The 13,824-nt window shown below is 73.8% G+C and carries 13 protein-coding genes and 1 riboswitch; of the genes, 1 reads left to right on the top strand and 12 read right to left on the bottom strand.

The window, feature by feature from the left end; translation table 11 throughout:
• The 3 genes from F2B26_RS09775 to F2B26_RS09765 all read right to left on the bottom strand — a co-directional run.
• Window positions 1-854, bottom strand: an 854-nt coding sequence (locus F2B26_RS09775; protein WP_438939189.1) for an ABC transporter permease, incomplete at its 3' end; no start/stop codon positions are given.
• Window positions 855-904: 50 nt separating this feature from the next.
• Window positions 905-2,068 carry a thiamine ABC transporter substrate-binding protein gene (locus F2B26_RS09770; RefSeq protein WP_159808818.1) on the bottom strand — a complete coding sequence of 388 codons (1,164 nt, stop codon included), beginning with the start codon at window positions 2,066-2,068 and terminating at the stop codon, window positions 905-907.
• Window positions 2,069-2,134: 66 nt separating this feature from the next.
• Window positions 2,135-2,259: riboswitch (TPP riboswitch) on the bottom strand.
• Window positions 2,260-2,318: 59 nt separating this feature from the next.
• Window positions 2,319-4,055 carry an APC family permease gene (locus tag F2B26_RS09765; protein WP_159808816.1) on the bottom strand — a complete coding sequence of 579 codons (1,737 nt, stop codon included), beginning with the start codon at window positions 4,053-4,055 and terminating at the stop codon, window positions 2,319-2,321.
• Between the two features lie 232 nt (window positions 4,056-4,287).
• Between F2B26_RS09765 and F2B26_RS09760 the strand changes: the two genes are divergently transcribed.
• Window positions 4,288-4,569 carry a DUF4235 domain-containing protein gene (locus tag F2B26_RS09760; protein ID WP_235929590.1) on the top strand — a complete coding sequence of 94 codons (282 nt, stop codon included), beginning with the start codon at window positions 4,288-4,290 and terminating at the stop codon, window positions 4,567-4,569.
• A gap of 90 nt (window positions 4,570-4,659) precedes the next feature.
• Here the strand turns inward: F2B26_RS09760 and F2B26_RS09755 are convergent, their stop codons facing one another.
• From F2B26_RS09755 to F2B26_RS17220, 9 genes are all read right to left on the bottom strand, one after another.
• Entirely contained in the window at window positions 4,660-5,055 is a 396-nt protein-coding gene (locus tag F2B26_RS09755; protein WP_159808813.1) for a hypothetical protein, read from the bottom strand.
• Between the two features lie 34 nt (window positions 5,056-5,089).
• Window positions 5,090-5,458 (bottom strand): monovalent cation/H(+) antiporter subunit G, encoded by a 369-nt coding sequence (gene mnhG / locus F2B26_RS09750; protein WP_159808811.1) that lies wholly within the window; start codon window positions 5,456-5,458, stop codon window positions 5,090-5,092.
• Window positions 5,455-5,946, bottom strand: coding sequence for an MrpF/PhaF family protein (locus tag F2B26_RS09745; RefSeq protein ID WP_159808809.1), 492 nt, complete (start codon window positions 5,944-5,946; stop codon window positions 5,455-5,457). The genes mnhG and F2B26_RS09745 overlap by 4 nt, the downstream gene beginning before the upstream one ends.
• The gene (locus F2B26_RS09740; protein ID WP_159808807.1) at window positions 5,943-6,497 is read right to left on the bottom strand and encodes a Na+/H+ antiporter subunit E; all 555 of its coding nucleotides are present in this window, start codon (window positions 6,495-6,497) and stop codon (window positions 5,943-5,945) included. Before F2B26_RS09740 ends, F2B26_RS09745 begins: the two co-directional genes overlap by 4 nt.
• Entirely contained in the window at window positions 6,494-8,020 is a 1,527-nt protein-coding gene (locus F2B26_RS09735; protein ID WP_159808805.1) for a Na+/H+ antiporter subunit D, read from the bottom strand. Before F2B26_RS09735 ends, F2B26_RS09740 begins: the two co-directional genes overlap by 4 nt.
• Window positions 8,017-8,514 carry a Na(+)/H(+) antiporter subunit C gene (locus F2B26_RS09730; protein WP_159808803.1) on the bottom strand — a complete coding sequence of 166 codons (498 nt, stop codon included), beginning with the start codon at window positions 8,512-8,514 and terminating at the stop codon, window positions 8,017-8,019. Before F2B26_RS09730 ends, F2B26_RS09735 begins: the two co-directional genes overlap by 4 nt.
• Entirely contained in the window at window positions 8,507-11,512 is a 3,006-nt protein-coding gene (locus tag F2B26_RS09725) for a Na+/H+ antiporter subunit A (protein WP_159808801.1), read from the bottom strand. Before F2B26_RS09725 ends, F2B26_RS09730 begins: the two co-directional genes overlap by 8 nt.
• A 188-nt stretch (window positions 11,513-11,700) precedes the next feature.
• The gene (locus F2B26_RS09720) at window positions 11,701-12,309 is read right to left on the bottom strand and encodes a methyltransferase domain-containing protein (RefSeq protein WP_159808799.1); all 609 of its coding nucleotides are present in this window, start codon (window positions 12,307-12,309) and stop codon (window positions 11,701-11,703) included.
• Between the two features lie 68 nt (window positions 12,310-12,377).
• Window positions 12,378-13,583: an Acg family FMN-binding oxidoreductase gene (locus F2B26_RS17220; RefSeq protein WP_201292682.1), complete on the bottom strand. Its 1,206-nt coding sequence runs from the start codon at window positions 13,581-13,583 to the stop codon at window positions 12,378-12,380.
• Between the last annotated feature and the right edge of the window lie 241 nt (window positions 13,584-13,824).

Raw genomic sequence — 13,824 nt, 5'->3', positions numbered from 1 at the left:
GCCCCGGCGCGCACCGGTTCGGTGAGGGTGAGCGCCCGTTCCCGCGCCGCCCGCGCCCGGCCGGCGACGGCCAGTGCCCCGGCGACGACGACGAGCTGGGTGACCGAGAGCACCGCCGCGGCACGCAGGTCGAGGAACTGGGTGGTCTGCACCCAGATCTCGGTCTCGATGGTGCCGAACTGCAGCCCGCCCAGCACGAGCACGGTGCCGAACGCCGTCGCGCTGAACAGGAACACCAGCGAGGCGGCCGAGGCGATGGCCGGCGTGAGCGCGGGCAGCGTCACGGTCCACCAGGCCCGCAGCGGCGAGGCGCCCAGCGACCGCGCGGCCTGCTCGGCCCGCGGGTCCAGCCGCTCCCACATGCCGCCGACGGAGCGCACCACCACCGAGTAGTTGAAGAAGACCAGGGCCGCGACGATGGCGGTGAACGTGTGGTCCAGCCCGAGGAACCCGAGCGGTCCGTCCGGCACGAGCAGGGTGCGGAACGCCACCCCGACGACGACGGTGGGAAGCACGAACGGCACCGTGACGAACGCCCGCAGCGCACCCCGGCCGCGGAACGCCGGCCGCCGGTAGAGCGTGTACGCACCCGGCACGCCCGCGAGCACGCAGATCACCGTCGCGGCGGCGGCCTGGGCGAGCGTGAGCCCGACGACCCGCCAGGTGCGCGGCCGGGAGAACACCTGCGCGAACCCCGACAGGTCGAGCGACCCGTCGACCACGAACCCGCGCCCGACCATGACGACCACCGGCCAGGCGAAGAACACCCCGAGGAACACGAGCGGCAGCACCGCGGCGAACGTCCACGCCGCCCGCCCGGCCCACACCCCGGCCCGGCCGGTGCCCGACGGCACGACCGCACCGGACCACGGCGCCCCTGCGCCGGGTCCGGTGACGGCCGGGGTCAGCCCGTGACCAGGTCGGACCACTGCTGCAACCAGGTCTGGCGGTTCGCGGCGATGGCGGCCGGGTCGACGTCGTACGGCGTGGTGGCCAGCGGGGCGAAGCTCGCCCACGTGGTGGGGAGCGTGACCGCGGTGCTCACCGGGTACATGTACATGGCGTCCGGGATGGCGGCCTGCACCTCGTCGGAGAGCAGGAAGTCGATGAGCTTGGCGGCACCCTCGGGGTTCTTGGCCCCGGTGAGCACCCCGGCGTACTCGGTCTGCCGGAAGCAGGTGGACAGCAGGGCGCCCGTCGTCGGCTGGCTGCCGCCGTCGGGGACGGTGGACGGCGGGGACGAGGAGTACGAGAGCACGATCGGCCGCGAGCCGTTGCCGCCGCCGGCGGTGAAGTCGGTCTCGTAGGCGTCGGTCCAGCCGTTGGCGACCTGCAGGCCGTTGGCCTTGAGGGCGCTCCAGTACCCCTGCCACCCGTCGGGCCCGAACGCCCCGACGGTCGCCAGCAGGAAGGCGAAGCCGGGTGAGCTGGTCACCGGGCTGGGCACGACGAGCAGGTCCTTGTACTCGGGCTTCGTGAGGTCCTGGAGCGTCACCGGCTCGGGCAGCCCCTTGGCCGTGAACCAGGCGTGGTCGACGTTGAGGCACACGTCCCCGTCGTCGATCGCGGTGAGCGCACCGGCGCTGTCCCCAGGCAGGGAGTGCTTCGTCGCGTCGGCCAGCGCCGGGGCGGTGAGGTGGGCCGGGGTGACCAGGCCCTCGTCGAGGGCGCGGCTGCCGAAGGTGTTGTCGATGCCGAACACCGCATCGCCCAGCGGCGAGTCCTTGGTGAGCACGAGCTGGTTGACCAGGGCACCGGCGTCGCCCTGCTGGACCACCGAGACGGTGATCCCGGTGCGGGCGGTGAAGTCGGCGAGCATCCCGTCGGGCAGCACGAACGAGTCGTGCGTGACGAGCGTGACGCTGCCGCCGCCCGAGGACGACGGTGCGGCGGCGGGGGTGCTGCCGATCGCCGAGCAGCCGGCCAGGGCGAGGACGGCCAGGGCCGCCAGCGCCACGGGGCGGCCGCGTCGGCGCCGTCGCGGCGGGCGGCCGACGGTGCGCCCGAGGCGGGTGGACGGCGGCAGGTCGCCGGCCCCGGACGGGGCGGGCAGGGACGGTGCGGTCATGGTGGTGCTCCTCCTTCGTCAACAAGGAGGGGTCCCGCGTGTCCCCGGGCGCGCCGGAGCCACGCGGGGAGAGAAAGCCCGACTCCCTACGCCGGTGCGAGCCGGATCAGGTTCGAGGGTCTGCGGTTGTCCCGCACTCTCAGCGTCCTGGGCCCGAACCTCCGGGTCCCGACGCTCCCCTGTCGTTCGCCGACGAGCCTACCGCCACCGGGCACCCGTCCCGGCCCGTCGGCGAACGACGGGGGCGTGCTCAGTCCCTCGGGCGCTCCACCGGTTCGCCGGTCTCGGCGTCGATGGCCGTGGCGCCCTCGGGCAGGTTGGACAGGTCGGGGGCGATGACCAGGTCGGGGAGCCGGGAGTCGGGGAGGCGCACGGTCTCGTCGACGGCGGGGATGCCGGCCAGGATGAGGTCATGGTGCCCGCGCCGCCCGAGCGGCTCGCCCGGGCGGAAGAACGCCGGAGCCCGCAGCCGCCACACGAGCATGAGCACGAGCCCCAGCAGGATGGCCGCGATCCCGACGACGGCGACGGCCCCGAAGCCGAGGATCGTCACGTTGTTCCCGGCGTCGTCGGTGAGCCAGTCGACCGCGGCGTAGCTCTTGAGCGCGAACACGAACCCGACGAGCAGCATGACGCCGCCCAGGCCCGGCAGCACGCCGCGCATGACGAAGTCACGCAGGTTCGAGGTGAACGTCTTGCGGTAGAACCACACGCACGCGAACCCGGACAGCCCGTAGTAGAAGGCGATCATGAGGCCGACGGAGCCGATGAGCGCGCTCAGCAGCCGCACGTTGACCAGGGTGAACAGCACGTAGAACACCGCCGAGACGACACCCATCGCCACGGTCGCCACCGTCGGGGTGAGGAACTTCGGGTGGATCTTGGTGAACGAGGCCGGCAGCGCCTTGTAGGCACCCATCGACAGCGCGGTGCGGGCGGTCGGCAGGATGGTGGTCTGGGTGCTGGCCGACGCCGACGTGAGGATCGAGGCCGAGAGCAGCAGCAGCCCGAGCTTGCCGAGCAGCGAGTCGCCGAACAACGCAGGGCCGATCGCGGAGAACACGTCGGTGGAGTTCTCGGCGTTGCCCAGCCCGATCCCCTCGGTGCCCACCCCGGCGAAGGAGACGGCGGCGACGGTGACCAGCGCGTAGGTGACGAGCAGCAGGACGGTCGACAGCACGGCGGCCTTGCCGGGCGTCGTGGCCGGGTCGTCGGCCTCCTCGTTGGTGGACACCGCGGTGTCCCAGCCCCAGTAGATGAACACGGCGGTGAGCAGCGCGGGTGCCATCACGGTGCCGAAGTCGAGGCCGCCGGGCCAGAACCAGGACAGCGACGGGTGCAGCGAGTAGGGCTCGCCGTGCCCGGTGTAGACCTTGACCAGCGCGGTGACGGCGAAGATGACGAGCACGAGCACCTCGACGCCGAGCAGCCCGTACTGGAGCTTGGCGGAGACCTCGATGCCGCGGTAGCAGATGTAGGTCATCACGGCGATCCACACGACGCCGGCGACGGTCGACCACAGCGTCGAGCTCGCGAGCGCCGCGGCCGAGGTCCAGCCGAGGTCGCCGAGGAACGTGAAGGAGTAGGACCCGGCGATCTGCGCGAGGTTCGCCATCACGATGATGTCGGCGGCGATGATGCCCCAGCCGCCCATCCAGCCGACCCACGGGCCGAACGCCCGGGCGGCCCAGGTGAAGGTGGTGCCGCAGTCCGGTTCGGACTTGTTGAGCTCGGCGTACGCGACCGCGATGAAGTACATCGGGATGAAGGCGATGAGGATGATCGCGGGCGCCTTGACCCCGGCGAGGACCGCACCGCCGGATGCGACGACGAACCCGAGGCTGGCGGCCAACGAGTAGGCGGGTGCCGTGGACGCCATGCCGACCACCACGGACGAGACGAGCCCGAGGGCGCCGCCCTTGAGGCCCTTGTCTGCAGTCTCCGGATAGCCGATCGGTGCCGTGCTGGAGTCGGACTGGATGCTCATGGCGCACTCCCCCGTGGGACGAACGAGATCCGTGGTGAATGGCTGTTCACACAGCCGAAACAGTTGCCGAGAGGACCTGCAGCGACGAAAACCGTAGTGCACGATGTCCGGTTTGACCAGAGTTCGGCTGCGGTTTCCGCACCCGTCGCCCGCCGGGCGCCGGCCGCCGGCGCAGCGACTGTCCGGGGCGGGCACTAGCGTGGGAGGCACAGCCCGTTCGCAGGAGGACCACGTGCCGGACACCGTCAAGCAGTCCACCGCCGCCAAGGTGATCGGCACCGTCGCCGCGATCGCCGCCGCGACGCTCGCCCAGCGCATCGTCTCCGCCGGCTGGCAGGCGGCCCGGGGCCACAAGCCGCCGGTCGCCGAGGACCCGGAGGCCGGGATCGCGTTCACCGAGGTCGTGGTCGCGGCGGCGCTCACCGGTGCGCTCGTCGCCGTCGCCCGGGTGATCGCCGGTCGCGGTGCGACCCAGGTCGCCGCCCGCATCGAGGCCAGCCGCTCCGCCGCCTGAGCCCGCGCGCCCCGGCCTGGCGCCCGCAGCGCCGTCCGAGCCCCGAGCCCACCCGCCGCCCGGCAGACCGACGCCGGCGGACGACGCAGGTCAGCCCTCCCCCGCTGCCCGCCGGCGCGAGAGCACGGCCAGACCCCCGACCGCCAGGGCGGTGACCGCCGCAGCCGCGGCGCCCAGCTCGAGCGCGCGGAACCTCACCGGGACGGTGCAGGCGTCCTCGCCGTTCCGCGACGAGTCGTCCCCGAAGGCCACCGCAGGTTCGCTGATGCACTGCCCCCGCCCGCCGTGGACGTCGACGTACACCGACGGGTTCCATGTCATCGCCCACACCACGAGCACGCCGACGACGCCGGCTCCAGCCACTGCGAACCGGGCGAGCCAGCAGACCCGACCATGGCCGATCCGCCCCGCACGCACCACGACCACCAGCAGCGCCACGAACCACAGCGCGTACGCCACCGCCGCCAGCTTGCTCTCCAGAGTCATGCCCGCCCCCCGGACCTTCCTACACCGGGGCCGGTCAGTCCTCCTCGGTCGCGGCGTCCGCGTCGCGGGTGAGCTCGTCGACCACGAGCAGGTCGTCGCGCACCTTGCCGGTGCGGTAGCCCGCGCGGCCCACCATGTGCGCCCCGACGGGCGCCGTGAGCAGCTGGAACACGACGACGAGCACGAGCGCCCACACCGCACCGCCCGAGCGCAGCCGCAGCGCGAGCCCGGCCAGCACGAGGATGAGCCCGAGCACCTGCGGCTTGGTCCCGGCGTGCATCCGGGACAGCAGGTCCGGGAACCGCAGCACGCCGACACCCGCGGCGAACGCCAGGAACGCGCCCCCGAGCAGGAGCACGAGCGAGGCCACGTCGGCGATGGTCACCCAGGTCGCGCTGGTCATCGGGTCTCCTCGGGGGCCGGACCGGGGCGCTGGTCGGGGGCCGGGTCGTCGGGCGGGTCGACCTCGGCCGGCTCCTCGGGCAGGTCGACCTCGGCCTGGTCCTCGGGCAGGTCGACCTCGGCCTGGTCCTCCCACAGCCCGGCCTCGGCGAGCTCGGCGGCGGCCCGTTCCGCCTCCTGCTCGGCCTTCTGCTCGGCGGCCTCCTCGCGGGTGAGGACGCGCCCCTCCCCCTCGGGCTCGACGGCCGCGAACCGGGCGATGCTCACCGAGCCGACGAAACCCACGAGCGACAGCACGACGAGCACCGGCACGACGTCGGCCCGGCGCTCGGCCGCGGCGTACAGCGCGACGGCCGCGATGAGGGCGGTGAGCACGACGTCGAGCGCGATCGTCCGGTCGAGCATCGACGGACCGCGCTCGGCCCGCACGATCGCCAGACCGGCACCCACGGCGATGAGCACCGCGCAGACCCACACGACGACGCTCATCGGCGCACCCCCGCCGGGAGCAGACCCGCGGCGGCCAGCTCGTCGTCCGAGGCCAGCGCCCGCAGCACGCGTTCCTCCTGGTCGAGCACCTGGCGGCGGGCCGCCTCGACGCCGCCGGACCAGGCCACGTCGAGCACGTGCACGTAGAGCGTGCCGGTGAGCCGGTGCGCCTCGATGACGAGCGACCCGGGCACGAGCGAGCACAGCTCGGCGGTGAGCGTGAGGTAGAGGTCGGAGTGCGAGCGCAGCTCGATGCCGATCACCGCGCCCCGCGGGGTGTAGCCCGGTCGCAGCGCGATGGCCGCCACCTCGAACGAGGCCCGCACCAGGTCGAGCGCGAACCGCCCCACCAGCCGGGCGAGCGCGAGCGGCCGCACGTGCCCGTGGAACGAGATCGGCGCCATCCGCAGCCCGAGGGTGACCACCACCCCGAGGAGGACGCCGGTGAGTACGTTGCCGACCGACACGTCGCCCCACAGCAGCACCCACACGGCCGTCAGCCAGGCGACCTCCCACCACGGCACGTGCCGCACCACCCCTGTCGGTCTCATCCGTGACCCTCCGCCCACGCCGACTGCCCGCGGCCGCGGTGCCCGTCCGGCAGCACCGAGGAGATGTAGGGCGTGCGTTCCGACAGGTCGGCCGCCGCCTGCTCGGTGTAGCGGTAGAGCGGGCCCGCGGCCACCGTCAGGCCCAGCGACACCACGATGAGCGCCACGGCCGGCAACGCCATGCCGACCGGCACCCGACGGGCCGGCAGCGGCGCCGGGGCCGGCTGCCAGAACGCCTTGTTCCACGCCTTGACCAGGGCGTACAGCGTGAGCAGCGAGGTGAGCACGGACCCGGCGACGAGCGTGTACGCCAGCGGGGAGCCCACCTGCACGGACGCCTCCAGCAGGCCGAGCTTGCCGAGGAACCCGGACAGCGGCGGGATGCCCGCCAGGTTCATCGCCGGCAGGAAGAAGGCGATGGCCAGCAGCGGCGCGGTGCGCGCCAGACCGCCGAGCCGGGTGAGCGACGTCGTCCCGCCGTACCGCTCGATGAGGCCCGCGACGAGGAACAGCGCGGTCTGCACCGTGATGTGGTGCACGACGTAGTAGATCGCCGCGGCCCAGCCGAGCTGGGTGCCCAGCCCGATGCCCAGCACCATGAACCCGATGTGGCTGACCAGCGTGAACGAGAGCAGTCGCTTGATGTCGTCCTGCGCGACGGCACCCAGGATGCCGACGAGCATCGTCGCGAACGCCACCACGAGCAGCACGGTGTCCAGCTCACCCTGCGGGAACAGCAGGGTGCGGGTGCGGATCATCGCGTAGACGCCGACCTTGGTGAGCAGCCCGGCGAACACCGCGGTGACGGGGGCGGGCGCCGTCGGGTAGGAGTCGGGCAGCCAGAAGGACAGCGGGAACACGGCGGCCTTGATCCCGAACGCGAGCATGAGCAGCATCGCGATGACCAGCCGCACCCCGGGGTCGATCTCGGCCAGCCGGGTCGACAGCTGCGCAAGGTTGAGGGTCCCGGTGGCGGCGTAGGTGACCGCGATCCCGATGAGGAACAGCAGCGAGGACGTGATCGCGACGACGACGTACACCGACCCGGCCCGGATCCGCTCGGCCGTGCCACCCAGGGTGAGCAGCACGTAGGACGCCGCGAGCAGGATCTCGAACCCGACGTAGATGTTGAACAGGTCCCCGGAGATGAACGCGTCGGCCACCCCGGCGGTGAGGATGAGGTAGGTCGGGTGGTAGATCGAGACCGGGGCGTGCTCCTGGTCGTCGCCCTGCGCCTGGGAGTACAGCAGCACGCACAGCGTGACCGCCGAGGACACCGTGAGCATGAGCGCGGACAGTCGGTCGACGACGAGCACGATGCCCACCGGTGCGGCCCAGTCCCCCACGTCGACGACGAGCGGCCCGGACCGGGCGAGCACGAGCAGCGCGACCGACACCGCCAGCACGAGCGCGAGCACGGTGACGCTCACCGTCTTCTGCAGCTTGGGGCGGCCGTAGAGCGCGAGCGCGAGCCCCGCCCCGAACAGCGGCAGGATCACGGGCAGCGGGACCAGCCAGGTCATCGCGGCCCCTCCCCGTGCACCGGGGCCGGGCGGCCCTCGTCGGTCTCGTCGTGGGTCTCGCGGGCCTCGTCGTCCAGGTCCACGCCGTCGTCGGAGTCGACGTCCGACCCGGCGACCGACGGTGCGTCCCGGGCGGCGAGGCGGGCGATGCGGCGGTCCTCGACGTCGTCCTGCACCTCGTCGTGCCGGTGCAGCTGCCACGAGCGGTAGGACAGCGCGAGCACGAACGCGGTGAGCCCCAACGTGATGACGATCGCGGTGAGCACCATCGCCTGGGCCAGCGGGTCGCTCATCGGCTGGTCGGAGGTGCCCACGATGGGCGCGCTGCCGGCCGCACCCCCCGCGACCAGGAGCAGCAGGTTGACGGCGTTGCCGAGCAGCACGATGCCGAGCACGATCCGCGACAGCGACCGTTCGAGCAGCAGGTAGACCCCCGCGGCGACGAGCACGGCGATGACGACGACGAGCGTGAGGTTGGGTGCGGTGTCAGTCATCGGACCGCCCCGAGGTGACCTTCTCGAACGGCGGGTCGACGCCGACCTCGGCCCGCCGGTCCAGCTCGGCGCCCAGGGTGCGCAGGATGTCGAGCACGAGCCCGACCACGACGAGGTACACCCCGACGTCGAAGAACAGGCTCGTGACCAGGTGCACCTCGCCGAGCACCGGGGCGTGCCAGGTGAGCACCCAGGAGGTGAGCACCGGCCGTCCGGCGAGCATCCCGGCGATCCCGGTGCCGGCCGCGAGGAACAGCCCGGCCCCCAGCAGCGCACCGGGCTGCACCGGGGCGGCCTCGCCCAGCTCGTACCGACCGCCGGCCAGGTAGCGCACGGTGAGCGCGATCCCGGTGACGAGCCCGGCCGCGAACCCGCCGCCGGGGGCGTTGTGCCCGGAGAACAGGAGGTAGACCGAGTAGACGATCATCGTGCGGAACACCAGGCGCACGACGACCTCGAAGATGACCGACCGCCGGTAGGGCGCCAGCGTGCGCCCGGCCCGCAGCCACAGCCGGTCGCGCGCCGTCGTGGCCCGCACCTGCGCGGTCGTCGTGTCGGACGGCCGGCGCAGCGAGGCGGTGGGGTCGTCGTCGCCGCCCCACACGGCCCGGCCCTCGGGTGCCTCGCGCTCGCGGAAGATCGCCCCGGTGCGACGGTGCACGAAGACGAGCGAGGCGATTCCGGTCGCCGCGACGAGCAGCACCGAGATCTCGCCGACGGTGTCCCAGGCGCGGATGTCGACGAGGGTCACGTTGACCACGTTGGTGCCGCCGCCCCACGTGACGGCCTCGTGGGCGAACCCGCTCGCGATGGGCACGGCCACCCGCGCGGCGGGCGCGACCAGCGCCACCCCGGCGACGACGAGCCCGGCCGCGACCCCTAGTGCCAGCCGCAGCCAGCGGGACGCGACGAGCGGCCGCACCGAGAAGTACGGCGGCAGCCGCCGCATCACCAGCACGAACACGACGAGCGTCACCGTCTCGACGAGCACCTGGGTGAGCGCGAGGTCGGGGGCGCCGCCGAGCAGGAACAGCCCGGCGATCGCGTACCCGCCGACGCCGAGCAGGATGGCCGCCTTGAGCCGGCGCCGGGCCCGGGCCACCAGCACGGCGCTGGCGGCGACGATGACCGCGAACGCCACCTGACCGGGCTCGTCGAAGGCCCGGACCCGGGTCGGCAGGCTGGTCGAGGTGAGCAGCGGGATGCCCACGGCCACGACGAAGGTGACGAGGATGATCGCCAGGTAGTTCGGCAACGAGCCGCGTTGCACGAGCGCGGTGACGTCGGCGGCGAGGTCGTCGAGCCGGCGCATCCCGCGGCGGTAGACGTGGTCGGCCGAGACCGGGTGCGGTGCGGCCGCCTGCCACCGCTCGACCGTGGCCCGCGCCGCGAACAGCCCGAACCCGCAGACCAGCACGACGAGCGTGAGCAGCCCGGTGGGGGTGACCCCGGGGAGCAGCACGAGGTGACTGAGCGCACCCGTGGGGTAGGTCTGCGCGTAGGGGCCGAGCAGGTCCTCCCCGAGCGTGGGCAGCAGCGCGACGCCCAGGCCCAGCAGCGCCAGCACCCCGGCCGGGGCGACGAGCCACAGCGACGGGTGCGTGATCGCGGCGGGCCGCTCGTCCGGGTCGGCGTCGGCGAGCGGGGTGCTGGTGGCGGCGCCGTCGGGGTGCACCGTCTCGGCGGGTGCGAGCACCGCGGGTTTGGTGGCGAACGCGCCCCACCAGAACCGCGCGCCGTAGGCGACGGTGAGCACCGAGCCCACCGCGACGACGACGAGCAGCGCCGTGTCGCGCAGCGTGCCGCCGTGCGCGAGGGCCTCGAGCCCGGCCTCCTTGGCGACGAACCCGGCGAACGGCGGCAGCCCGATCATCGAGGCCACGGCCAGCGCACCGACGGCCGCGGTGACGGGCAGCTCGCGCCCCACCCCGGACAGCCGGCGCAGGTCGCGCGTGCCGGTCGCGGCGTCGACCACCCCGACCACGAGGAACAGCGCGGCCTTGAACATGGCGTGCGCCCCGAGCATCGCCAGCCCGGCCAGCGCCGCGGCCCGGGTGCCGAGCCCGACGAGCAGGATGATGAGCCCGAGCTGGCTCACGGTGCCGAAGGCGAGCACGAGCTTGAGGTCGTGCTGGCGCAGCGCCCGGTACCCGCCGAGCAGCAGCGTGCCGCCACCGGCAGCGAGCACCATCGCCTGCCAGACGGGCAGCGGCGAGAACGCCGGGGCGAACCGGGCCACGAGGTACACACCGGCCTTCACCATGGCGGCGGCGTGCAGGTACGCCGAGACCGGTGTCGGCGCGGCCATCGCCGCCGGCAGCCAGAAGTGGAACGGGATCATGGCCGACTTGGTGAGCGCCCCGAGCAGCACGAGCGCGACGGCGGTGACCACGACGGGCCCGGCGGCCGGCGGGTGCGCGATGAGCTCGGACACCCGCCAGGTGCCGGCCTCGTGCCCGAGCAGCAGCAGCCCGACGAGCATCGCGAGCCCGCCCGCGGTGGTGACGACGATCGCCTGCATGGCCGCGCGCCGGGACGACTTGCGCTCCGAGTAGTGCCCGATGAGCAGGTACGACGTCACCGTCGTGAGCTCCCAGAACACGAACAGCAGGACGAGGTCGTCGGCCGTGACCAGGCCGAGCATGGCCCCGGCGAAGCCGACGAACACCCCGCCGAACCGGCCCAGCCCCGCGGCCCCGGCCGAGAAGTAGGCGGCGCAGTAGAGCAGCACGAGCGTGCCGACGCCGGCGACGACGAGCGTCATGAACCACGAGAGCGTGTCGAGCCGGAACGTGAGCTCGAGCCCGAGCGAGGGAACCCACTGCACGCGTTCGACGGGCGTCTGCCCGTGCTGCACCCGGCTGGTCCAGGTCAGCGCCCAGACCGCGGCGCTCGCCGGCACGGCGGCCAGCACGAGGAACCCGCGCCGGCCGAGCCGCCCGATGAGCCCGGGCGCGACGAGTGCCGCGACCAGGTGCAGGGTCAGCAGCACGAGCACTGGTCCGGCTCCGTCCTGTCGAGGGGCGGGTGGTCGGGCATGGCCAGGACGGCCGGCACGAGGGCCGGGAACGTCAAGGGATCATCGACAGGTTACCAAGAAAGCCCAGTCCGCGACCTGGGGTCGGGCACCGGTCCCGCACGTCGGGCGCGGTGACGGCCCGTCGCGCCACCCGGGCTCCGAGGCCCTCAGACGCGTCGGGCCAGCAGCACCGCGTCGTGGATGGTGACCTCGTGACCCTCGCGGTGCGTGCCGGTCCGGGGCGCGGCGAGCGCCTGCTCGACGACCCAGCCCGCACCGAGGTCGGCCGCGACCTCCTCGGCGGTGAAGAAAAGGTCCGGGTCGGGCGGGCGCTGCACCCCGACCTCGAGGTCGCTCGGGTGGTGCCCGACGACGAGCAGCCGCCCGCCGGGGGCCACGGCGGCGGCGAGCGCGGCGTAGACCCGGCGCCGCGGCTCGCTCGGCAGGTGCAGGTAGTGCGAGGTCACCAGGTCGAACCCGGGCCCCTCGCTCGTCCAGTCGAGCAGGTCGGTGTGCACCCAGCTGATCGCGTCGGCCACCCCGCGCTCGGCCGCGGCGGCGGCGGCCCGGGCCAGGCCGACGGCCGAGAAGTCGAGCGCGGTGACCTGCCAGCCGTGCTGGGCCAACCAGATCGCGTCCGCACCCTCACCGGCGGCCGCCTCGAGCGCGCGGCCCGGGGTCAGGCCCGTGACCTGCGCGACGAGGGTGGCGTTCGGCCGCCCGCTCCACACCGGTTCACGTGCGCCGTACCGCTCGTCCCACTGCGTCTGGTCCACGGGAGGAGCATGGCAGAGGCCCGGACGGCGCGGGAACGACGACGGCGCAGGTGCGAGGGCGCCGCGCGTCAGACCCCGACCGCCTCCAGCGCACGTCGCGGACTGGGGTTCGCCGCCCGCACCGGGTGCCCCACCCGGAACGAGACGAGCGCCTGCCCGGCCGGCAGGCCGAGCACCTGCGACCACCGGTCGGCGAACCGGTCGCTCGCGCCCAGCGCCCGGTCCCGGTCGATGCGCTCGCCGATCTGGTTCATGTGCTGCAGCCCGAGCCCGGCCGCCTCGGCCGCCAGGTGCACGCGCTGCAGCAGCCGTCCACCGGCGAGCCGGTCACGCGCCGCACGCACGTCGGGCACCGCGACGACGCCGTAGGCCGCGGCGGTGGCGGTGTGCACCTCGCGGGTGCTCTTCACCCAGAACGCGTCACCGGCCGCACGTGACTGCGCGGGCAGGATCTTGGCCGCCGCCAGCATGAACGGGCTCAGGCCCTGGCAGTCGAGGGTGAGCCCGTCGCGGTACCGCTCGACCTGCGCCCGGTCGTCCCGGAACCAGGAGAACGCCTCGACCGACATGGGCTCGTCGGCCACGATCGCCTCGGTCGCCTCGACGTAGAGCGCGCCGAGCGTGGCGCGGGCGGCCGGGTCGGTGACCCACACGACCGAGGCACCCAGGTCCTCCCCACCCGCGAGCGCGGCCAGGGTCGCGGCGTCCACCGGGTCGGCGCGGTACGGCCCGCGGTTGGAGTGCCGCGTCGCGATCGCGTCCGCGAGGCGCTGTGCGTCCTCGTCGGGCGCCGGTCCCGGGGTGAGCGCGATGCGTGCGACGTGGGTCGGGTCGGCGGGGTCGGGCCAGGCCTGCACCTGGGCGTCCAGCCCCCGGGCACGGGCGGCCTGGACGACGTTCTGCACCGCGCAGCCGTAGCCGACGACGCGTTCGCGCCCGTCCGGGTCGCCCAGCGGCATCGCCCGGGTGGGGTCGTCGTGCAGGTCGACGACGCCGTCGCCGACCGCCCAGCTCCACGGCTGCGGGTTGTGCGGGTTGGCGGCGAGCACACCGGCGGCGGCCAGCGCGGCCGTGCCCGGCACGTCCTGCCAGCCGCGCCACAGCGCCCACGGGTCGCCCTCGCCCACGTCCCACACGCCGTTGCGCACCGACCGCACGCCCACCACCCCCGTCCCGGCGAGCAGCACCGCGCCACCGCCGATCCCGATCGCCTTGAGCACCGTGCGTCGCGTCGGACGCGGGTCCGCCGGCTCGGTCTCCTGCTGCTCGTTCATCACTCCTCCTCCTGCGACCCGGCACCGGGCCCGTCCGCCCCGAGCACCGCCCAGCCGCGTGCGGTGAGCAGCGGGCCGACGACGACGCGGGTCGCCGTGGTCGGGTCGAGCACCCTTGACTCAAGTTTCCTTGGGAGTGCTGGAATGGGGAAGAGCGATCTACTGGAGCAACAGGAACCGCTGTCGTACATGCGGCGTGACCGGTCTTGGTTGAGTTGGTTGAACGGCCTTCGGCGTCGCC

The organism is Cellulomonas citrea (assembly GCF_009829685.1).
GTDB lineage: Bacteria > Actinomycetota > Actinomycetes > Actinomycetales > Cellulomonadaceae > Cellulomonas > Cellulomonas citrea.
This window is presented reverse-complemented; position numbering and strand designations above follow the sequence as displayed.

What these genes read in the sequence shown, in the direction of transcription:
- F2B26_RS09770 (WP_159808818.1), bottom strand. Translation starts at nt 2,068, where the DNA reads ATGACCGCACCGTCCCTGCCCGCCCCGTCCGGGGCCGGCGACCTGCCG.
- F2B26_RS09755 (WP_159808813.1), bottom strand. Translation starts at nt 5,055, where the DNA reads ATGACTCTGGAGAGCAAGCTGGCGGCGGTGGCGTACGCGCTGTGGTTC.
- F2B26_RS09745 (WP_159808809.1), bottom strand. Translation starts at nt 5,946, where the DNA reads ATGAGCGTCGTCGTGTGGGTCTGCGCGGTGCTCATCGCCGTGGGTGCC.
- F2B26_RS09730 (WP_159808803.1), bottom strand. Translation starts at nt 8,514, where the DNA reads ATGACTGACACCGCACCCAACCTCACGCTCGTCGTCGTCATCGCCGTG.
- mnhG (WP_159808811.1), bottom strand. Translation starts at nt 5,458, where the DNA reads ATGACCAGCGCGACCTGGGTGACCATCGCCGACGTGGCCTCGCTCGTG.
- F2B26_RS17220 (WP_201292682.1), bottom strand. Translation starts at nt 13,583, where the DNA reads ATGAACGAGCAGCAGGAGACCGAGCCGGCGGACCCGCGTCCGACGCGA.
- F2B26_RS09765 (WP_159808816.1), bottom strand. Translation starts at nt 4,055, where the DNA reads ATGAGCATCCAGTCCGACTCCAGCACGGCACCGATCGGCTATCCGGAG.
- F2B26_RS09735 (WP_159808805.1), bottom strand. Translation starts at nt 8,020, where the DNA reads ATGACCTGGCTGGTCCCGCTGCCCGTGATCCTGCCGCTGTTCGGGGCG.
- F2B26_RS09740 (WP_159808807.1), bottom strand. Translation starts at nt 6,497, where the DNA reads ATGAGACCGACAGGGGTGGTGCGGCACGTGCCGTGGTGGGAGGTCGCC.